Genomic DNA, 22484 nt, shown 5'->3' with positions numbered 1-22484 from the left:
AACGAATATGGAGTGACACGCCAGGGCGCGTCCGCAATTTCGTTCAAGAGGGCCGTACTACCGATCGCTAGAGTTCCCCTCCTCAAGCGGAGGTGGACAATGAAACGCGTGATCGCCCTGGGTGTCGTAGCCGTGGCGTTGATGTTCGACGCATCGGCGACAAAGGTTCGGGCCGACGCACGAGCGCAGTTTGAGCAGCTGAAGGCGCTCGCAGGCACGTGGGATGCGCCGATTCCTCGCAATGAAGTGATGCGCAATATCTTCCGACCTCTCGCGTTCGGCACGGCAGTGCTGCACGAGGAATGGAAGAATGGAGAGCAACTCACCGCGACTGTCTTCTATCTGGTCGGCTCTGAGCTGCGCGCCGATCACTACTGCGATTTCGGCAATCAGCTTCACTACGTCGCCCGTCCCTCGAAGGTGGACCGCGTGCTCGACTTCGGTCTGCAGAGCGCCACCAATCTGGACAAGCATCCACGCCATTTTCATTCGACGCGTTGGGAGATCGTCGACGACTCGCGCCACAACCAGGACTGGACGATCGCGAGCCCCGGTAAGCCGATGCAGACCGTGAGAATGGAGTTCGCGCGTGTGCCCGATCCTGATGTCGCGGCGACGAGGGCAGATCCGGAAGCGGTCGTCCGCGCGCACATCCATGCTCTCGCGACAGGCAATACCGAGAGGTTGCGCGAGCTGCTCAGCCCGGATGTGAAGGCGTTCGATGTTCCTACCGATAGCGATCGTCTGGTCGGCGAACCCGTCAATGCGATGGGCACGCATGAGCAGCGCAAGCGGGTGGAGCTGATGGATCTTGCAGTCGCGGGCGATATCGTCGCGGTAAAGTTGAGGATCGAACCGGTGGCGAGTGCCGGTCGGCAAAGCTTTGAGCTTGCGCTGTATCGAGTGCGTGACGGTCTCATCCGGGATCTCTGGCACCTGGCGCGAGCCGACGCCGATCCGACGCCCGACAGCCGGCGTGCCGAAGATGTGGTCATGCAGCTCACAGAGCTCAACAATCGGGGCGATGTCGAGGGTTTCCTCGCGCTCTTCAGCCCTAGCGCCAAGAACTTTCGCAATTCTGGAGCGCCGCACACGATAGGTGACAAACCTTCGGTCAAGTTGGTCGACGTCAAGAGCCGTCGCGAGACTTATGTCGCGATGTTCGCGAACGGCGCCCCTGCTCAGGTGGAGACGACCGCAACCGTGGCTCTCGGCAATATGGTTGCTGCTCGCGATGTCGCGCATCTGCCCAATGGCAAGGTGATCGACCAGCTTTCGATCTATCGGATCGAGCGCGGCTTGATCGACCGCGATTGGTTCGTGTTCGAACGTGCACGGTTCTAGAGGGAGGCGCCTGCTCGACTCAATATCACTATCGCTATCGCTGTCAAAGCTTGTAGTTCACCTCCACCCCGAGCACTCGACCTTTGCTCAGCGGCGAGAAGGTTGCGCCGACGCCCCCGAACGCGGCGGTGTTGGGCAGCTGCGTGTCGTTGCCTTCAGTGACTTCGTCGAGCAGGTTGCGGCCGAAGAGCGACAGGCGCAGCCGTCGATCCATGAGGCTCACGCCGACGCTCGCATCGAGCATGTCGGCCGCGTTCAACCAGCCGCGATTGTTGTCCGTGTAAGCGGCGTCGTCGCGGTGGTTGAAGTTGATGCGAGTCGTCACCGGCGTGCTGCTCATATCCGTTTCCCAGCTCAGTCCCAAGCCCCACGTCAACTTTGTGAGCCGAGGGATGCGAAGCGCGTAGTCGCGACCGTCGATGATGCCGTCGCCGCTGATGTCGTAGCGGATGCGGTCGTACTCTCCGTCGGTGTAGCCCACGTTGCCGGTGAGTTGGAAATCGAATGTCACAGCCGCAACCACCTCCAGTTCCGCGCCACGAATCGTTGCGTCGGCGGTGTTTCTGATGATCTGCAGGACGGCGACGCCCGGACTCGATAGATTGACTTCCCGCTGCATATCTTTGATCTCGTTGTGGAACAGCGCGAGATTGGTCCGCAGGCGTCCGTCCAGCCAATCGACCTTCGCGCCGAGCTCGTAGGCGTCCTGTTTTTCCGGGTCTGTCGGTCCAGGCGTGGCGGTCGTGGTGGTGCTGCGTAAGTTATAACCGCCGCTGCGGAAGCCTTTGGTCCAGAAGGTGTAGAGCTGCGCGTCGTCCGAGACACGCCATTGCAAACCGACCTTCGGCGTCGTGTCGCTCCACTCGTGACTATCACGGAAGTCGAAGGTGCAGGTTTGTCCTTCGAAGCTGCACACCGAGCGTGCTGTGCTGGGCACGAAGGTGGCGATCAGGGCATCCTTTTCCTCGCGTGAGTAGCGCGCGCCGAGTGTGAGCACCCATGCGTCAGTCAAAGCGATGTCCGTTTGGGCAAACACGCCGTAAGCATCGTGCGACTGTTCGCCACCCATCGTGGCGTTCACGGCGCCGCCGCTCAGAATTCGATTCTCGAAATAGGTGAGATCCTGCGTGAACCAATACAGGCCGGTCGTCAGTTTGACGCGGCCGAAGCTGCCGGCGTAACGCAGTTCTTCGCTCAACTGGTCCTGCTCGGTCCACGTGCGGGAGTGAAACGCGGTGTTTATCGTGGCATCGACGTCGGTCCCGGAGCCGCCGGTGTAATCGCGCCAGCCGAGAATGTTGGTGATGACGCCATCGCCGAATGAAACATCGATATTGAGCTCGGCGATCGCCTGATCCCATTGAACGTCGCTGTAACCGTCGTAATTCATCTGGAAGTCGAAGCTGTCGCGAGCGTAGAGCGCCCGGTTCTGTCCTGCCGGGCCGTCGCCGGCAATGTCGCCATGCTCGTAGCGGAGCAGGAGCTCGCTGCCATCGGTCGGTGTCCAGCTCAAGGAAGGTCGCACCAGCCAGGTCTTGGATTGGCCGAAGTCCTCGCCATCGGCGAGGTTGGTAAACCAGCCTTGGTCATCGTTGTAATACGCGGTCAGGCGCGCCGCGAGCCGCTCGGCGATCAGCGGACCGGAGATCGACGCGCCCGCGATGGAGTCTTGCTCGTCCGTGGTGGAAAGTTTGAAGTCGGCTGCGAAATCCTGCGAAGGCTTGCGGGTCCGCACCAGCACGGCGCCGCCGGTCACATTGCGCCCGAACAGCAATCCTTGCGGGCCTCGCAGCACTTCGATGCCTTCCAGATCGAACAGATCGAACACGACGCCGCCGATGATGCCCAGGTACATGCCGTCGACGAAGACGCCGACGGTCGGATCGATCGAAGGAATGGAGCTGTTGATTCCCAAGCCGCGAATGGTGAAGTTCGCGGTGCCCTTGATGGTGCCGATGTCATCCAGCGCGACATTCGGCATTTGAAACGACAAGCTGTGCAGATCTTTGACGAACAGTGCGTCGAGTTGCTCCGCGCCGAACGCGGTAAGCGTGAGCGGCACATCCTGGATCGCCTCGGCTTGCGCGCTTTTCGTCGCGGTGACCAGAACCTCTTCGAGCAGCGAGCCGGGTGCATTCTCCGTAGTGCTTTGCGCGAGCGTCGCCAGAGGCAGGGCAAGCGCGGCAGCGGCGAGCGAGCATCGAAGCATGAGTCTCTCTGCGAATTGCCGCACGCAAGCAGCTTGTGATTTGCGGACAATCTTAGAGCAGGCGGCCAAAACGTCGACCTATCAGAACCGATAGTTACCATCCGGCGCGGCTCATGGCACGAGCACTTAGGGCAATCCCGGTGTCGCGCGACTTTCCACTTTGTATGCGCACCCGTTAGCCCCCCGGGGCGAGGGTCTTGAGCTGTAACGCTTTCCGCAGACTGGCACGGCGGTTGCAATTTCGCGGACGTGCGATTCGGCAGCTCGCACATAACAAAAATGGGGTGTCACGTGCTGTTCCAATCTCGTCGCGCGACGCTTTTGCCGTTGTGCGTTAAGGCGTCGCGCCTTGGCGCATTGGCGTTACTCGGTCTGAACCTTGTCACAGCCGACATGGCTCACGCCGACAGCGTGCGAGGCGCGTGGGATCCCGAAGTTTACCAATGGCCGCTGATCGCCGTGCACGCGGTCGTTACGCCCGACATGCGAGTGATGACCTATGGCACCGATGGCATCGGGCGCCAGACCGGGTACTTCATTTATGACTTGTGGGACGTCTCGAGCGACCCGGCAGCGGGCCACCTCACGCTCGACAATGTCACGGCCACCGATATTTTCTGCGGTTCGCAGCTGGTGCTCCCGCAAGGCGGTCAGGTGTTTCTCGCGGGCGGCGACAACTGGACCGGAACGGGTACGACCAACACCGGTAACAACAACACGAACCTGCTCGATCTTTCGAGCAACGTGCTGAGCCGCGGCACGAACATCAATCGCGCTCGCTGGTACTCGAGCTCGACGGTATTGCTGAACGGCGAGGTGCTCATTCAAGGCGGGTCCGGCGGCACGGACTTTCCGGAGATTCGTGGGCTCGATGGTACGTTCCGTCTGTTGAACGGCGCGGGGACGGGCAGCCTCGATTTCATGTACCCCCGTAACTTCATCGCGCCCGACGGTCGGGTATTCGGCTATGACAGCGCGGGCCGGATGTACTATCTCAATCCGGCCGGCACGGGTTCGCTCACGATGAGCTCTCAGCTCGCAGCTGCGTACCGCGGCAACGATGCGAGCGCCGCGATGTTTCGTCCCGGCCGCATTCTCCAGTTCGGAGGCTCCTCGAACGGCGCGGTGGTCATCGACATCAACGGCAGCGCGCCGGTCGTGACGCCGACTCAGTCGATGTCGTCGCAGCGCAGGCTCGTCAACGCGGCGATCCTGCCGAACGGCAAGGTGCTCGCGACCGGCGGCAGCTCGGTCTGGAATCAGCTCACCAATGTGAACAACTCCGCCGAGATCTGGAATCCGGCAACCGGCACCTGGATGGTCGGGCCGAGCGGCCAGCGGGCGCGCCTGTATCACTCGATATCGCTGCTGTTGCCCGACGGCCGCGTCCTGGTCGGCGGCGGTGGCGCGCCTGGCCCGCAGAACAATCTCAACGTCGAGATTTACAACCCGCCGTACCTGTATGACGCATCGGGTCAGCGCGCCGAGCAACTGCGCATCACAGCTGCGCCCGCGGAGATCGACATCGGCGAAATCTTCGATGTGGATCTTGATAAGGCGACGAACATCAGCCGCGTCACGATGATCAAGACCGGCTCGGTGACGCACAGTTGGAACATGGAGCAGCGCTTCGTCGAGCTCACGTTCGCACAGAACGGATCGCAACTCAGAGTGCAAGCGCCGACGCGTGCAGCGGACGCGCCTCCCGGCTTCTGGATGATCTTCGCCCTCGACCAGCTGGGCGTTCCATCGCATGCGCGTATCGTCAAGGTGAACGTTGCCTCGAACTGGTCTCCTGCGATCACGCCGACACTCGCCGCCGTGAGCGACCGATCCAGCACCGTCAACGTTCCGGCCCAGCTGCAACTCGTTGCGTCGGATCCGAATGGCGATGAGCTTTCGTTCTCCGCGAGCGGACTGCCCACCGGCCTGTCGCTCAATGCGGCGACCGGACTGATCAGCGGCACGCCGACGATCACGGGCAACTATCACGTCACCGTTGTCGTCAGCGATGGAGTCAACGCGGCGACGCGGGCGTTCGTATGGACCGTCACGGATCCTGCTCCGCTGCTGGTGCAGCTGTCGGCTCCTGCGACGCCACGTCTGGCCGGCAGCACGGTCACCTATACCGCGACTTCCAGCAACGCTCAGAACCCAAGGTTCCGCTGGTACTTCGATGACGGCTCGTCTGCGACGGGATGGTCGACGGCGTCTTCGGTGGATCACGTGTTCACACAGCCGGGCGTGTACTACGTGACTGTCACGGCAGTCGACGATCGTGGCGTGGAAGTATCCGAGACGTTCGTGCAGACGATTCATTTGCCGCTCACAGCGAATCGTCCGACGGCTTCGACGAACATCCTGACCGAGCCGCGCGGGACGGCGAATGCGCGGGTCTGGGTGGTGAATCAGGACAACAACACCGTGAGCGTGTTCGACGCAGTCACGAACGCAAAAGTGGCTGAGATCGCCGTCGGCACGGCGCCGCGCACTCTGGCCATCGCGCCGAGCGGCAGGATCTGGGTGACCAACAAGACCAGCAACTCGATCAGCATCATCAATCCGAGCACGCTCGCTGTTGTGCAAACGGTGGCGCTACCGCGCGCATCGCAGCCCTTCGGCATCGCTTTCGCTCCGACCGGCGCGGTGGCCTTTGTGACGCTGGAGGGAACGGGCCGGCTGTTGCGGCTGGATGCCTCGACCGGCGCAACGCTGGCGACGATCGATGTCGGGCCGAATCCGCGGCATGTCTCGGTCAACGCACAAGGCACGTCGGTCTATGTGTCGCGATTCATTACGCCGTTGATGCCCGGCGAAAGCACGGGAGTCGTGCAAACTTCCGCGGGCGGCGGCGAGATCGTCGTCGTGAACGCCGGCGCCTCGTCGCTCAGCGGCGCGATTCGACTCGCCCACAGCGACAAACAGGATTTTGAAAGTCAGGGACGCGGCCTGCCGAACTATCTTGGCGCTGCGGTCATCTCTCCGGACGGCACCCAGGCGTGGGTGCCCTCGAAACAGGACAACATCGCCCGCGGCGCGCTGCGTGACGGCCTGAATATCGATTTCCAGAACACCGTGAGAGCCGTGTCCTCGCGCCTGGATCTCGGCGTCGGCAGCGAGGATCTCGCGGCGCGGATCGATCACGACAATTCGAGTGTTGCCAGCGCTGTTGCATTCGATCCGCGCGGCATCTACATGTTCGTCGCGCTCGAAACGAGCCGCGAAGTCGCTGTGGTCGATGCGCACGGACGATGGGAGATCTTCCGCTTCGAGGTCGGGCTCGCTCCGCAAGGCCTGGCGCTTTCGCCGGACGGCTCGCGTCTGTTCGTCAACAATTTTATGCAGCGGACGGTGGGCATATTCGATCTGAAGCCGTTGCTCGACGCCGGCCGACCCGAGGTGCCGTCGATCGGGTCGTTGAACGCCGTCGCGACCGAGCGGTTGTCCGCGCAGGTGCTCAAGGGCAAGCAGCTTTTCTACGATGCACGCGACCCGCGCCTGGCGCGAGATCGTTACATGAGCTGTGCGTCGTGTCACAACGACGGTGGACACGACGGCCGTGTGTGGGATCTCACCGGCATGGGCGAGGGACTGCGCAATACCATCAGCCTCGTCGGACGGGCATCGACTTCGCACGGCTTCCTGCACTGGAGTGCGAATTTCGACGAGTTGCAGGACTTCGAGGGCCAGATTCGAGGGTTGGCGGGCGGAACCGGCTTGATGTCCGACGCCGCGTTCGCCACGCGCAGCGAGCCACTCGGTGCGACCAAGGCGGGTGTCAGCGCCGATCTCGACGCGCTCGCCGCGTATGTAGCCTCATTGTCGACGTTCCCGAACAGTCCGTATCGCAGCAGCAGTGGAGCGCTCACGACGGAAGGCTCACGCGGGCGCACGGTGTTTGAAACGGCCGGGTGCGGCTCGTGTCACAGTGGCACGAGATTCACCGCCAGTGGCGCGGCGACGTTGCAGAACATCGGCACGATCAAGCCGAGCAGTGGTCAGCGTCTCTATGGAGCACTCACCGGCATCGATCCGCCAACGTTGCGCGATGTCTGGGCAACCGCACCTTACCTTCACGACGGCTCTGCGGCGACTCTTGCGGATGCAGTCAGTGCGCACACGAATGTTTCGCTGAGCAGTGCGGATCGCACTTCGGTGGTCGCATATCTCCAGCAGATCGGTGCCGAAGAAACGACGGCTCCAGTCGCGGGCGGCGGTCTGACGGGCCAGTACTTCACGAATACGACCCTGAGCGGCACAGCCCGATTGGTCCGTATCGAGCAGGTTAACTTCGACTGGCAGACCGGCTCGCCGGGCGAGGGCATCGGCAGCGACAACTTCTCCGTGCGCTGGACTGGAGGATTCGTTGCTCCGTCTACGGGAGCCTATCGATTCCAGACGGTTTCCGATGACGGCGTACGTTTGTATGTGAATGGCTCACGGGTGATCAACAATTGGTCGCTGCATTCGGCGATCACCAACACCAGCGGCTCGGTCAATCTCGTGGCCGGCCGGCGCTACACGATTCAGATGGACTACTACGAATCGGGCGGCAGCGCCGTGGCGAAGCTGTTGTGGCGCCTGCCGAATACCTCCACGTACCAAGTGATCCCGCGGCAATACCTTTATGCAAACTAAGCAGCTGCGGCTCGGCCTGTTCGCAGCGGCTCTGCTGGCGATCTCGACGGCGGCGCTGGCCGCACCCGAACGCACGCTGCTGGCCAATCCGTCCCGGCAGCTCAGCGACTTCGAGTTGCTCGATCACGAGAGCAAGCAGGTTCGGCTGTCTCAGTTGCGGGGCGCGCCCGTGCTGCTGTTCTTCGGCTTCTCACATTGTCCTGCCGTGTGTCCCGCTGCGCTCGAGCAACTGCGGCAGCTCGAGAAACAATATGCAAAGGAGCTCGGGCCGACGCGCATCGTCATCGTCAGCGTAGACGGCGAGCGCGACACGCCGGACACGCTGTCAGTCTGGTTGAAGCCGGTGTCAAAAAACTTTCTGGGCTTGACCGACCATCCCGACAAGGTGCGTGCGCTCGCCAGCGAGCTGCGTGCCGCGTTTTATAAGACCCCGGGCCGGAAACCTTCCGAGTACCTGGTCGAGCACAACTCGCAGGTCTTCCTGATCGATGGCGCAGGGAAACTGCGCGCCACCTTCTTCAATGCACCGGTGGCGACCATGGCGCAGGTCACGGACGCCGTCAGGGCCGGTCGGAGCATCGAGTAGTTTTCTTCGGCCGACCTTCGCAGCTTCGGCGGTGCGCCACCGCGCGGGCGCCCTGTGGCATGATTGGGGACAGCCGTCGTGTTGAGTCCCCGATTCCGAACGCCATGCAGATCAACCACCGTGTGCGCCGGGCCGCCCAGCGATCGCCCAAACACAGCAGCCTTGCCGGGACCAACCTGGAGCGTGCGGCGGATTACAACCAACGAGTGACGCTGCAGGCGATCCGCGTGAATGGCGAGATCACCCGGCAGGATCTGGCCCGCATCACCGGCTTGACCCCGCCCTCGATCGCCAATATCACCAATCGTTTGCTGCAGGAGGACCTGATCGTCGAGCTCGGCCGGCTGCGTGGCAAACGCGGGCAGCCCGCGAAGCGCCTGGCCATCAATCCGGACGGGGCGTTCTCCATCGGCTTGAATATCGATCGCGACCACGTCACGGCCGTGGCGCTGGACGTGACCGGGAATGTCCGGGCGCGCATCACCGACGAGATCGATTTCGCGCTGCCAAACGCCGTGGTCAGCTTTGCACGCACGGCGATGGAAGAGATGTTACGGACGCGCCAGTTCGCGAAAAGCAAGATCATCGGCACGGGCGTCGCGTTGCCCGACGATCTGGGGCAGATCGACCTGCCGCATCGGCCCTCCAGCTACGGCGTCTGGAACACCGTCGATGTGAACAAGATGCTGGCCAACGTTCTGCCCGAACCGATACTGGTCGAGAACGATGCCGCCGCGGCGGCCATCGGCGAGCTCCAGTTCGGACATGGCCTGCGCAGCCCGACGTTTTTCTATCTGCTGATCAGCGCATCGTTGGGCGGCGGTCTGGTCATTGACGGCAGTTACTTTCGGGGTGCGGACGGTCGCAGCGGCGAGATCGGTTTCCTGCCGTTGCGCTCGCGTCGTACCAAGGCCCATTCGTTGCAGGCGGCGGTCTCGTTGTCCGCCCTGTATGAGTTACTGGCCGCGAAGAATCGCGCTGTGTCGCGGCCGGAGGACCTGCTGTCCCTCGACGCCAAAGGCAAAGAGGTCGTCGCAGATTGGATCGCCGACTCGGCGGACTTTCTGACGGACCCACTGCTCGCGGTGAGCTGTCTGGTCAATCCCAAGGCGGTGTTCATCGGCGGCCGATTGCCCAGCGGGCTGGTGGATGAGCTCGCTGAGCGGCTCAATCAGCGTCTGCGCAGCAGGGCAGGCGATGTTCCAAAGATCGCGCCGGTCATGCGAGCGGCCATGGCCACGGACGCTCCAGCAGTCGGGGCAGCCATCCTGCCATTCCAGGAACGACTGCTGCCGTCTCGCTCGGCGTTGATGAAGGTCTCCGCCGACTGATCCATTTCGCCTCGATCCATCGGTTTGTCCTGCGGTTGGCTTATTAAATAAATTTACTTTTCTAATTCACGGAAGTAGGCTGCCCGAGTCGGCATTGGGGGAACCGCGTCAGCGGCAGGGGCGAGCTTTGATTCAGATTGGCGTGGACTTCGGAGGAACCAAGATCGAAGCCGCTGCCATCGACGGCGACGGCGAATTCCGCGCTCGCATTCGCGCGGCGACGCCTGGCAACTACGAGGCAGCGATCAAGACGGTTTGCGAGCTCGTGCACGGCGCCGAGCAGCAAGCCGGAACAAACAATTGCACCGTCGGGATCGGCACGCCCGGATCTGTTTCTCCGCGTACCGGCGCGATGCGCAACGCCAATGCGATCTGGTTGAATGGACGCAGATTCCGCGAAGACGTGAGCTCCGCATTGGGGCGGCCGGTGCGGATTGCGAACGATGCAAATTGTCTGGCGCTTTCCGAGGTGATCGACGGCGCCGCCGTCGGGTCGAAGATAGCGTTCGCCGTCATCCTGGGAACGGGCTGCGGTGGCGGGCTCATCGTCCATGGACAACTCGTCGAAGGCGCGCACGGCGTCGGCGGCGAATGGGGACACATCTCCTTGCCCTGGCCTTCGCATGAAGAGCTCGACGGACCCAGCTGTTGGTGCGGCCAGCGCAGTTGTCTGGAAACCTGGGTGTCCGGCAGCGGCTTGCAGCGAGATTACGTCGCACACACGAATATCCAACGGTGCGCCGAAGACATCGTCGAGCTGGCTCGAGCGGGCGACGATGCGGCGCGCAGCGCGGTGTATCGATACATACATCGTCTGGGCAGGGCGCTAGCGGTCATCGGCAACATCGTCGATCCGGACACGATCGTGCTTGGCGGCGGCATGTCGAACGTGCGCGAACTCTATGAAAAGCTGCCGGCAGTAGTGCGTTCGTATGTGTTCACCGACAGCTGGGAGCCGCGCATCGTGCAGGCACGCTGGGGAGATTCCTCCGGCGTCAGAGGCGCGGCGCGACTATGGCCGCTGCAGTAGAGGTCATGGAGAGGGGCGTTGTGTCGGCGGAGCCGGCGCCGCTGAGATTGCTCGATGCGAGCAGGGCGCGACTGCTGCGCTGGCTCGTCGAGGACGCTTATCCGCTCTGGTGGTCCCGCGGCGCGGATCGTGAAAACGGCGGTTTTCACGAGCGGCTCGAACAGAACGGCCAGCCTTGCAACGAACCGCGCCGTGCGCGACTGCATCCGCGGCAGATGTTTGCATTCAGTCTGGCGGATGACTTGGGTCACGACGGGATCACGGAGCCAGCCGTCGCACACGCGCTGGAATTTTTCTTGCGCCATCATGTGCGAGCCGATCGACTCATCCGCACATGCGTCGCACCCGACGGCCACTGCGTCGACGATGCCGTGCTGCTCTACGATCAGGCGTTCGCATTGCTTGGCTATGCGACAGCTTACGACGTATTCAACGATGCATCGTTGCGTCAGCGCGCTCATGCATTGCTGGCATCCGTGCAAAGCCGCCTGGCAAATCCGGCGGGTGGATTCGTCGAAGCGCCCGATCGACCGCGCACGGCCACGAGCAACTCTCATATGCATTTGTTCGAGGCGGTGCTCGCGTGGCAGGGGGTCGATCACGATGTTTGCTGGCGCCGCTTGGCTGCGAGCATCGTCGATCTCACGTTTACCAAACTCATCGATCCAGCGAGCTCGCAGATCCGAGAGTTCTACACCGATGACTGGCACCCCGCGCCAGGCGAGGCGGGGTTGATCGTGGAGCCGGGGCACCAGTTCGAGTGGGCCTGGCTGCTGCTGCGTTGGTATTCGAGTACAGGGGAGGCACGAGTTGCAAAGCTTGCGCTGACGCTTATCGACGAAGCGGAGAGCCACGGCGTGGATCCAGCAAGAGACGTAGCCGTGAACTCGATCTGGCTCGACGGCAAAGTCCGCGATGGGCAGGCCCGACTGTGGCCGCAGACCGAAAGGTTGAAGGCCGGCTGCGCCGCTTGGGAGTGGACGCGCGCACCACGCTATCTGGATATCGCGCAACGTTCCGCAGCGGCGATCGAGCAGTATCTGCGGACCGGGACGGCAGGGTTGTGGCGCGATCAGATGTCGGAGCGGGGCGATTTCATCGAGGAGCCCGCGCCGGCCAGCTCTTTTTATCACCTCGTGGCCGCGATCGCGGAGCTCAATGCCACGTTGAACCGCGTCGTCATTGCGTCCCGCTAAAGAATGAACCGACGCGAGCAAACATTACTCACCGCGTCTTTAAATAAAACAAATATAAGAATCTATTGACAAGGCCAAAACGGCCGCAGCAGAATCGGGCGCAATGGCCTCGTGCGCGTCGATCGGCCGAAGGCCGGCAAAGAACGGTTCGGTAGCCAAACAGGGGGATGAGAGATGCGTACACGCAGTGTGCGATGGCGACGTGGTTCGTGGGTGGCGGCCTCGAGCGTAGTGCTGTTCGCCAATACCGGTCTTGCTCAGGAACAGAGCGCCGGCGAGCTGGAAGAAGTGGTGGTCACCGGCGTGCGCGCCGCTCAGCAGGCCGCCATCGATATCAAGCGCGACTCGCTGCAGATCGTCGATGCCATTTCCGCTGAAGACATCGGCAAACTGCCCGACGTCACCATCTCCGATTCCCTGCAACGCATCCCCGGCATCCAGATTCGTCGCGATGCCGGCGAAGGCAGTCAGATTTCGGTGCGCGGCTTGCCCCAGGTGTCCACGTTGCTCAACGGCGAGCAGTTTCTCGGCGCCAACTCCATCACCACCGTACAACCGAACTTCACCGACGTGCCGTCGCAACTGTTTGCGGGCGCGAATGTATATAAGACGGCAACGTCGAGCTTGATCAGCAGCGGCTTGACCGGCACCGTCGATCTACGCACCCGTCGTCCTTTCGATCTGCCGCAGGGCCTCACCGCGTCGGCTGCAGTCGAAGGCACGTACGGCGACGGCGCCGAAGAGCTCGATCCGCAGGGCAACCTGCTGGTCGCCTGGAACAACGATCGTTTCGGCGCGCTGGTCTCGGTGGCGTATTCCAACGTCAACCTGGCGAATTACTACAGCGGCATGCAAGGCGACCAAGGCTGGAGCGGCCGCCCCAATGAGGGCGGCAACTGGCCCGGCGACGCGAATGGCGATGTGAACGGCGATGGCGACGCCGACGACGTGATCGTTTCCTATCAGGGGCACACCGCGTTCAACCGTTTCACCGAGCGCGACCGCATCGGTCTGAATGCCTCCTTCCAGGCGCGTATCACGGATGCCGTACAGCTGACGGCCGATGCGTTCTACACCGATCAGGAACAGTACGTCCGCACTGCCGGCATGGCCGCCGAAGACAAGTGGCAGCGATGGGAATGGTTCACGCCGTTATCTTCGCGAGGCAGCGGCGCGATGGTCGATGTGAGCAACGATCCGGCAGTCGTCGATTTGCGCGAGCTCGTCCTGGTCGATCAATTCCTGCTGGACACGCGGCGCTTGAAGTCGTTTTCGCAGGTCGCAAGGACCGATGCGAAATCGCAGAACTTCAACCTCGAGCTGAGCTTCGACAACGGCGGGAAGTTTACCGGCAGCGCGCGCGCCATCCTGGCGGACGCCGAGCAGAACATCGTCAACAGCTACGCGGACATCGATCTTTCGAATGGCAGCCAATGGGGCATTCAGAACAACTACTACCCGGGCGGCACGCAGAATCCCTATCCGAACGGATACGCGGGCTTCCCGCAGATCACGGTGGATTATCGCGGCGAGCACGTGCGCTTCTCGGGCATCCCGGACATCGTCAACAACCTGGACGCCTACTCGATCGGCGCGCTGTCCTCTGAAAACAACTCCGACCGCGAAGCCGACATGGCCGCATTCCGCCTGGACGGCAGCTACGAGTTCACGGAAAAATTCGCGCTCGATGCCGGTGTCCGCTACAGCGAGCGGGAAACCACCCAGCTCGGCTACGACTATCTCGCGCCGTTCTACTCGGGCGCCGCCTCCAACGGCAGCGGATGTTTGGTGAAGTGGAAGGCCACCGACGTCATCCTGAGCGGCGGCGGCATCGACGGTGCATGCACCGCGGGCGATGCCGGCGGCTTCTACACGGCGTTGGGCCGTATGCCGCTGTCCTCGTTTGGAAACAACGTGATCCGGGTTACCGACTATGGCGACGCGCAGGGCGTGCCGCCGGTGTACGTGCTGGATCCCGAAGCGATGGACGACCCGCTCGCGTTCCACAACGGCCTGTTCCCCGGCAACGTGAAAGTCAAGAATCCCGGCAACTCGTTCGGCGTGGACGTGGATCAAACGACCGCCTATCTGCAGGGCCGGTTGAACGGCGGCGACGATGTGCCGTACTCGGCGAACATCGGCTTGCGCATGGTCAAGACCAAGCTGAATGTGGTCCAGAACAATGTGGGCGCACCTCAGCCCTACGGTGCGGCCAACGCCGACGCCGGCGATGTCGTGACCGATCGCGAGTTCAACGATTATCTGCCGTCGTTGAATTTCACGTTCGATCTGAGCGACTCCGTCAAGCTGCGCATGGGCTATTCGAAGACCATGACTCTGCTCGACCTGGAGCAGTGGGGCGGGGCGCTGACGCCTTCGTATGCGATCTCCAATGCCGAGGGCGGTCGCTTCGTGATCGTCGGCGCCAACTCCAACGGCAATCCCGAGCTCGATCCGTGGCGCTCGAAGAACTTCGACGGCTCGATCGAATGGTACGTGAACGACCAGACGATGCTGGCCGCGGCGTTGTTCCACATCGAGGTCGATAGTTTCATCGAGCGCGGCACGGTGCCGATGGCATTGCCGGACCAGGACGGCGTCGTGCGGCGTAGCGTGAACGTGCTGACGAACGTGCAGGGCGAAGGCGGCACGCTGGAGGGCGTCGAGCTCTCGGCAAAACATGCGTTCTCGGAGCTGCCGGGGATCTGGAGCAACTTCGGCGTGGACGCCAACTACACCTACTCGCCCAGCGATTCCGGGCGTACCGACATCGGCGGCGGCAAGCTGCCGTTCCCGAGCAATTCCAAGCACCAGACCAATTTCGTGTTGTGGTTCGAGAGCGACCGCTTGCAGGCGCGCATCGCTCACAACTATCGCAGCAAGCGAGCCGAGGCGTTCAATCAGATCTGGGGAACCGAAGGACTGACGGTGTACCAGTCGTCCACGAGCTATATCGACGCTTCAGTGAGCTACGACATCACTCCGAGCTTCACGGCCTATCTGCAGGGGCTCAATCTGACCAACGAGTACGAGAACTATTATTTCCAGTGGGAGAGTCAGAAGGCGTACCAGTTCGGCTATGAGCGCCGGTTCATCGCCGGCGTCCGAGGCAGGTTCTGACCGATGCGGCGACGTGCGGTGCCCGGATGAGCGGGCATCGCACGATTAGTATTCAAGAAGTCTTTCCGGTAGATCGAGAAGAATCCGTGCAACCGACTGACTAGCCTGCAATGTGACGAAATCATCTTAGGCAATTCGTGCCGGAGTCAGCATGGCCTTGCGCCTGTCAAAAGCATCCATGAGAGCCCTTCGGTACATCGCAGTCCTGAGTCTGATCGGATTCTGTCCTTTGCTCGTGCACGCCGAGACCGTGGCGTCGGTGTGGGGCTCTGCCATCCTGCGACACGAAAGGGACTGGTACTCCTCCACGCAGGCGCGCGCTATTGCAGACAGTGTGTTGCGCTACCAATCGCGTGAGGGCGGCTGGCCGAAGAACACCGATCTCGCGGTGTTGCCCGGCAGCGGCGCCGATATTCCGAGCGACGGTCGCGAGAACACGTTCGACAATGAGGGAACCACGCTGCCGATGCAGTTCCTGGCGCGAGTCATCGACGCCACTGCAGATGACAAATACCGCCAGGCATTCTTTCGGGGTCTCGACTACACGCTCGCGGCACAGTACGCGAATGGCGGCTGGCCGCAGGTCTATCCGTTGAGAGAGGGTTATTACTCTCACGTCACGTTCAACGACAACGCCATGATCCGTGTGTTGAGCTTGCTGCGCGATGTGGCTGGCGGCAAGCCGCCGTTCGCATTCGTCGACGAGCAACGACGCCGACGGGCACGCGAAGCGCTGGAACGAGGTGTCGATTTGATCCTGCGGACACAGATCAAACAGGATGGCGTGCTCACGGCCTGGTGCTCGCAATACGATGAGCACACGCTCGAGCCTGCTTGGGCGAGACGCTACGAACCGCCTTCACTGTCAGGAAACGAAAGCGTTGGGATCATTCGTTTTCTAATGGGCATCCCGCACCCCGAGCCCGAGGTCATCGCCGCGATCGAAGGCGGTGTGCGTTGGCTGCAGATCTCCGCCCTTCGAGGCATCCGCGTGGAACGTTTCACCAACGACAAAAGCGAGCACGATAAGCGCGTTGTCGCAGACGCCGACGCCGGTCCGCTGTGGGCCCGATTCTACGAGCTCGGCACGAATCGTCCCATTTTCCTGGGTCGCGATTCGGTCGTTCACTATACGTTTGCAGAGATAGAACGGGAACGCCGCACCGGCTACGCCTATTATGGCGATTGGGCGCGTGAGTTGCTGGATGAGGAGTACCCTGCGTGGAAGGGAAGGACCGCAGCGGAGAGATGAAGGATATGCGCGGCCGGCAGCTGCTGTGGCTCATAGTCATTGCCTCGTGCATGGGCTGCGCAGGTCGTCCGGCCGGCGGCGATCGGCCGTCGGCTCACGTGCCGGCACGGAATGTTCAAGACATTCTGCTGCTGGTCCGGGACCTCGCCATGAAAGGCGAGTGCGCCAATGACGAGTTCTATTCCACCGATGTGATGCACCGGCTGTTCGGATCGGAAGTCCGAGCCGACCGGAGGGAGGGAGACGAGATGCTCGCGGTGAGCATGCATGGCTTCCAGCAACTCGTCGGCGGACGAAAGATGACGCAGCAACGTCCCGGTTCGCTCGAAGGCGTGTGGCTGGACGCACGGAAACAATCGAGACCTGCGTCGAAAACAGTGTGCTCTCTCCGTGTTGCTTTCCATGGGAAAATGCGCGGCCGGGAGTTCAAGAGCGTCGTTCGCGTACTCGGTCCCGGTTGGTCTCGGGATCACGACGCGGAGACACAGCGCAATCTCAACTGTTGTCTGCACTCCTGGAATCCGAAATCGATGGCCAGCGAGCGCCCGATGGGGAATGCAATCATCGTTTATCCTGCCGGTCCAACCGAGCTGGTGCTCGAGTTCGACGGGGCGGGTGAGCTGAGGCGCATCGTCACGTTCTGGCCGCAACCCTGACGGCACGCCAGCGTCGACGGGTCAACGCGTAGGCCGCTTTCCGCCGATGGGATTCGGCGGATCGGCAAGATTCTGCCGATGGTCCCCGGCAGCCCTTTAATAAGGTGTGAGTATCCGAGGAATCTCGGGGCCCCTGCTGCGGCGCCTGGCCTGCACGTTCGTGGCATGGGGATTGCACCCTTCCTGGCCTGGCAGACGAACAGTGCGGGACTAGCAAAAAAATGGGACAAATTGAGCTGGCGGTCGATGCTGATATCGCAGCAGCGACGAAAGTTGCGCCCCTCGACGCTGCAGACATGCGTCGGCGTCTCAAGTCGATCTTCATCGGATCGGTCGGCAACCTGGTCGAGTGGTACGACTTCTACGCCTACGCCGCCTTCGCACTGTACTTCGCGCACCTGTTTTTCCCGGGCGACAATGTGGTGGTCCAGCAGCTGAACGCCGCGCTGCTGTTTGCGTTCGGCTTCATCGTCCGGCCGCTCGGCGGAATGCTGTTCGGGCATCTCGCCGACCATTATGGAAGGCGCACGGCACTCACGCTGTCGGTGTTGTTGATGTGTTTCGGCTCGTTGATGATCGCCGTGACGCCGACCTATGCCTCGATCGGCATCGCGGCGCCGGTGATGTTATTCCTTGCACGCCTGATTCAAGGGCTGAGCCTCGGCGGCGAATATGGCACCAGCGCGACCTATCTGAGCGAAGTCGCGCACGAGAATCATCGCGGCTTCTTTGCCAGTTTCCAGTACGTGACGCTCATCGGCGGTCAGTTGCTGGCCATCCTGGTGCTGCTGCTGTTGCAGAAGGTGTTCCTGACGCACGAGCAGTTGATGGAGTGGGGCTGGCGAATTCCATTCGTGATCGGTGCCTGTCTCGCGATCGTTGCGGCCGTCATGCGCCGTGATCTGCACGAGACCGCCGCGTTCGTCCAGGCCAAGAAATCCGCTCCGCGTGAAAGCTCGACCAAGGCGCTGATGAAATATCCGCGCGAGGTGCTGCTCGTCGTCGGCCTGACCATGGGCGGCACCGCGGCCTTCTACACGTACACGACGTACATGCAGAAATTCCTGAAGCTCTCGGTCAAGCTCACCGACGATCAGACGACCCTGGTGACGGCGGGCTCGCTGCTGTTCGCCATGTTGTTACAACCGATCTATGGGGCAATTTCCGACAAGATCGGCCGCAAGTGGCTGCTGATCGGCTTCGGCGTGGCCGGCACTCTGTTCACCATTCCGCTGCTCACATCGTTACAGGCGGCGCAGAGTCCACTTCAGGCGTTCTGCCTGATTGCTCTCGCATGGATAATCGTGTCAGGTTACACGTCGATCAATGCCGTGGTGAAAGCGGAGCTGTTCCCCACGCGGGTCCGTGCAACCGGCGTCGGGCTTCCTTATGCGATCACGGTCTCGATATTCGGCGGCACCGCCGAGTCGATCGGGCTGTGGTTCAAATCGATCGGCCGCGACAACTGGTTTTATTACTACTTGACGGGCTGCATCGCTACCTCACTCGTGGTCTACCTGCTCATGCGCGACACCAAGAAGGAGTCCGCGATGAACCGGCATGACTGACGCATCGGCACATTGCTGCTAACATCGTCCGCAGGGGACCGACGCAACCATCACGTTGGGCAAACAATCAGCCGCGAAAATCCGCACGACGCTCACACATGAAGTTCGCGGCCAAGACCTGGCAATCCCTTCGCGTACGCCGCGCAGCGGTGGCCATGCTCATCGCGACGCTGATCGCCGGATCCGGATGGCTGGCCTACGAGCTTGCGCTCCAGTCCGGCTTCGGCAGCCTGGAGCGTATGGCGAACGATCGGCTGTCGCTGCTGCAACTCACGCTCGACGCCACGATCGAACGATTCCGCTATCTGCCCACCGCGCTCGCCCAGGCGGCGCCGATCTCGGACGTCTACGAGCATCCCGATTCGCCGCAGGCACGAAAGGCTGCGAACCAATATCTGAAATCGCTGAACGATGCGGCCGGCTCGTCCGACATCTATGTGCTCGATCACAACGGCATCGCGCTGGCGGCGAGCAACTATCTCGATAACAATAATTTCATCGGCAAGAACTACGCGTTTCGCCCGTACTTCACCGAAGCGCTCAACAGCGACGAAGGCCGTTACTACGCGGTCGGTGCGACCACGGGCAAGCCGGGCTATTTTCTCTGGCATTCGGCCAACGAGCACGCCCACACCGGGGTTGGCGTGGCGGTGGTGAAAGTGGATCTGCACCCGTTGCAGAACGAATGGAAAAGCACCGGCGCTTTGGTGGCGATGCTCGATCCCAACGGCGTGATCTTCCTGACCAGCCGCCCGAACTGGCAGTACCGGCCCATCTCGCACCTGTCGGAATCTCAGCTGCAGCTGCTGCGCCAGACGCGTCAATACGGCCATGACATCGATGACCTGAATCCGCTGTTCGCCGGAGAGCGGACCGAGCATGGTCAGAAGGTGGTGCGTATCAACGAACCCAAGGAGCGCGCCAGCCATGAGTACGTCGTCTTCAGCCGGCCCGTGCCGAAGCATGGATGGAACATGGTGGTCCTGTTTCCATTGCGAGCCGTGCAACAGCAGGCCGCGGTGGTTGCCGCTGCCGTGATGCTGGCGGTGCTTGCCGCCTTGCTGATCTATCTCGTCACGCATCAGCGCCGGCATATCGTGCGCGCCAAACTCAACGCGCATCACGTCCTGGAACAGCGGGTAACCGAACGCACGGCTGAGCTGGCGGCGACGAATTCGCTGCTGTCAGCCGAGATCAACGAACGAATCAGGACCGAGCGGGACTTGCGTCGCGCGCAGGACAACCTGGTACACGCGACCAAGATGGCAAGTCTCGGGCAGGCGCTGGCGGGCGTAGCTCACGAGATCAATCAGTCGCTGGCCGCGATGACGACCTACATCGCCGGTGCGCGCGTGCTGCTCGATAGAAACGACAAGGACTCGGCGCTGTCGAATCTGAAACTGGTCTCGGCCATCGTCACCCGCATGGGGGCGCTGACCCAGCATCTGAAAACGTTCGCTCGCAAGGATACTGAATCCAAGCAGGCGACGGATCTTACCGCTGCGATTCGCTACGCCCTCAGCCTGGTCGACTATCGCATCGGAGAGCAGGACGTGACGTTGCATATCTCGGTACCCGAACAGCCGGTGTACGTGATCGGCAACGCTGTTCGCCTGGAACAGGTCATCGTCAACCTGATCTCCAATGCGCTCGATGCCATGCGCGAGCGGCCGCAGCGGCAGCTCACGATCGAGCTGGAGCCGGGCGAATACCGCGCGAGCCTCAAAGTCAGCGACACCGGGCGGGGCATCGCGCGCGAACACCTCAGCAGCGTGTTCGATCCTTTCTACACCACCAAGGACGTGGGCCAGGGGCTCGGCCTCGGCCTCTCGATCTCCTACGGCATCATCCAGGATATGGGTGGCGAAATATCGGTGGAGAGCGCCTTGGATCGAGGCACGACGTTTCGTATTGTCGTGCCGCTCGCCAGCACGCTGGCTCCTTACACTGCGGTTGCAATTCAGACATGAATCCCACCGTCCTCGTTGTCGATGATGAAGAGCAGGTTCGCCACTCGATCGCGCAATGGCTCGAGCTGGGAGGGCACGCCGTCGAGACGGCTGCGGATGCGGACGCCGCGCTGGCTGCAATCCGGCGCAGGGCTCCCAAAGTCGTGCTGACCGATTTCAAGATGCCGCGAAAAACAGGCATGGACCTGATGCGCGAGCTGCAGCGTTTCGAGCCTGACATTCCGGTCGTGCTGCTCACAGCCCATGGCGATGTGCCGCTCGCGGTTGCGGCGATGCGCGAGGGGGCCTACGATTTCTTGCAGAAGCCGTATGTGCCCGAGCACCTGTCGGCAGTCGTCGCGCGAGCCATCGAGCAACGCCGTTTGAAACAAGAGCTGCAGCAGCTGTCGGGACGCGTTGCCGCCCACGAAGGATTGCAGGCCCACATCGTGGGCGCTTCGGCTGCGATCGCGCGGGTTCGCGACATGGTGGCGGAACTATGCCAGCACGATCCCAACGTGATCATCAACGGGCAGACCGGCACCGGCAAAGAAGTGGTTGCCCGCGCCTTGCATGATTTCGGACCGCGGGCGAAGTCGCCTTTCGTCGCCATTAATTGCGCGGCCCTGCCCGAAGAATTGTTTGAAAGCGAACTGTTCGGCCACGAAGCGGGCGCCTTCACGGGCGCGCGCACCGCGCGGATCGGCAAGTTCGAATTCGCCCATGGCGGCACGCTGCTGCTCGATGAGATCGAGAGCATGCCGCTGACGCTGCAGGCAAAGCTGTTGCGCGTTCTGCAGGAAAGAGTGGTCGAGCGCGTCGGTTCGAACAAGAGCGTTGCAGTCAACGTGCGGGTCATCGCCGCGACGAAATACGATCTCGAGGAACAGGGCCGGCTCGGCCGGTTCCGTCCCGATCTCTACTATCGACTCGCCGGCGCGGAAATTCCGCTGCCGCCGCTCAAGGCTCGCGAAGGAGACATTCTGCTGTTGTTCGAACATTTTTCGGCCAAGGCGGCGTCGATAGCAGGGCAGCCACATCGACCGTTGTCGTCATCCGATGTCGAGGCATTGCTCACGCACAGCTGGCCCGGCAACGTGCGGGAGCTGAAAAGCGTCGCCGAGCGCTACGCGCTGGGGTTGAAGGCGATGGGTCGCACGGTGCCGGAAATTCTGGGCAAGACGGCGCACAGCCCGACGGTCATCGGCTCGGCGCTGGCGGATCGGGTCGCTGCTTACGAGCGGCAATTGATCGAGTCCGCGCTGAAGGATCATAGCGGTTCGATCAGCACCGTGATCGAAGTGCTCGGGATTCCACGGCGAACGTTGAATGAAAAGATGGTCAAGTACGGATTGATCCGGCCGGGCCGCGATGCTGGCGCGCACGGCCACGGCTGACATGCGCGGTTTTTGGCCGATGCTCAAATTATGAATCGGCAATTTTCCGCTGATCGGCGCGGCCCGCCCGCGGCGAATCGTCATTACCTCCCAAAATAAACCGCAACGACGCTTAAAAAAACCCTCGGCGACAAGGTATTACATACGACGCGGCGGGCCACGGAAAAGTGGCACGTCGATTGCTGTATCTGCCCAAAGAAGCAAGTTC

General features: G+C 62.0%; 13 protein-coding genes. 12 read left to right on the top strand and 1 reads right to left on the bottom strand.

The window, feature by feature from the left end:
• Positions 1-99 precede the first annotated feature (99 nt).
• Entirely contained in the window at positions 100-1344 is a 1245-nt protein-coding gene (locus GYH35_RS24125; RefSeq protein ID WP_161811874.1) for a nuclear transport factor 2 family protein, read from the top strand.
• A 43-nt stretch (positions 1345-1387) separates the two neighbouring features.
• On the opposite strand, the gene GYH35_RS24120 is transcribed toward GYH35_RS24125, so the two are convergent.
• Entirely contained in the window at positions 1388-3553 is a 2166-nt protein-coding gene (locus GYH35_RS24120) for a TonB-dependent receptor (RefSeq protein ID WP_161829695.1), read from the bottom strand.
• A gap of 393 nt (positions 3554-3946) precedes the next feature.
• Between GYH35_RS24120 and GYH35_RS24115 the strand changes: the two genes are divergently transcribed.
• From GYH35_RS24115 to GYH35_RS24065, 11 genes are all read left to right on the top strand, one after another.
• Positions 3947-8191 (top strand): PA14 domain-containing protein, encoded by a 4245-nt coding sequence (locus GYH35_RS24115; protein WP_161829694.1) that lies wholly within the window; start codon positions 3947-3949, stop codon positions 8189-8191.
• Positions 8181-8777 carry an SCO family protein gene (locus GYH35_RS24110; protein ID WP_161829693.1) on the top strand — a complete coding sequence of 199 codons (597 nt, stop codon included), beginning with the start codon at positions 8181-8183 and terminating at the stop codon, positions 8775-8777. The genes GYH35_RS24115 and GYH35_RS24110 overlap by 11 nt, the downstream gene beginning before the upstream one ends.
• 104 nt (positions 8778-8881) lie before the next feature.
• Positions 8882-10108, top strand: a complete 1227-nt coding sequence (locus GYH35_RS24105; protein ID WP_161829692.1) for an ROK family transcriptional regulator — start codon at positions 8882-8884, stop codon at positions 10106-10108.
• 127 nt (positions 10109-10235) lie between these two features.
• Complete coding sequence (locus GYH35_RS24100; protein ID WP_161829691.1) at positions 10236-11138, top strand: ROK family protein; 903 nt, start codon at positions 10236-10238, stop codon at positions 11136-11138.
• A 5-nt stretch (positions 11139-11143) separates the two neighbouring features.
• Complete coding sequence (locus GYH35_RS24095) at positions 11144-12334, top strand: AGE family epimerase/isomerase (protein WP_161829690.1); 1191 nt, start codon at positions 11144-11146, stop codon at positions 12332-12334.
• A 174-nt stretch (positions 12335-12508) separates the two neighbouring features.
• Positions 12509-15454, top strand: a complete 2946-nt coding sequence (locus GYH35_RS24090) for a TonB-dependent receptor (RefSeq protein ID WP_161829689.1) — start codon at positions 12509-12511, stop codon at positions 15452-15454.
• A gap of 178 nt (positions 15455-15632) precedes the next feature.
• Complete coding sequence (pelA, locus tag GYH35_RS24085) at positions 15633-16706, top strand: pectate lyase (RefSeq protein ID WP_161829688.1); 1074 nt, start codon at positions 15633-15635, stop codon at positions 16704-16706.
• Positions 16703-17362 (top strand): hypothetical protein, encoded by a 660-nt coding sequence (locus tag GYH35_RS24080; protein ID WP_161829687.1) that lies wholly within the window; start codon positions 16703-16705, stop codon positions 17360-17362. The genes pelA and GYH35_RS24080 overlap by 4 nt, the downstream gene beginning before the upstream one ends.
• A 296-nt stretch (positions 17363-17658) precedes the next feature.
• Entirely contained in the window at positions 17659-18930 is a 1272-nt protein-coding gene (locus GYH35_RS24075) for an MFS transporter (RefSeq protein ID WP_161811884.1), read from the top strand.
• A 98-nt stretch (positions 18931-19028) separates the two neighbouring features.
• A complete protein-coding gene (locus tag GYH35_RS24070; protein ID WP_202624590.1) occupies positions 19029-20900 on the top strand; it encodes a sensor histidine kinase in 1872 nt (623 codons plus the stop codon).
• Positions 20897-22276, top strand: coding sequence for a sigma-54-dependent transcriptional regulator (locus GYH35_RS24065; RefSeq protein WP_161811885.1), 1380 nt, complete (start codon positions 20897-20899; stop codon positions 22274-22276). The genes GYH35_RS24070 and GYH35_RS24065 overlap by 4 nt, the downstream gene beginning before the upstream one ends.
• Positions 22277-22484 lie beyond the last annotated feature (208 nt).

The organism is Steroidobacter agaridevorans, from assembly GCF_009932555.1.
Taxonomy (GTDB): Bacteria; Pseudomonadota; Gammaproteobacteria; order Steroidobacterales; family Steroidobacteraceae; genus Steroidobacter; species Steroidobacter agaridevorans.
Note: the sequence above shows the minus strand (reverse complement) of the source record. Positions and strands in the feature narration are given on the sequence as shown.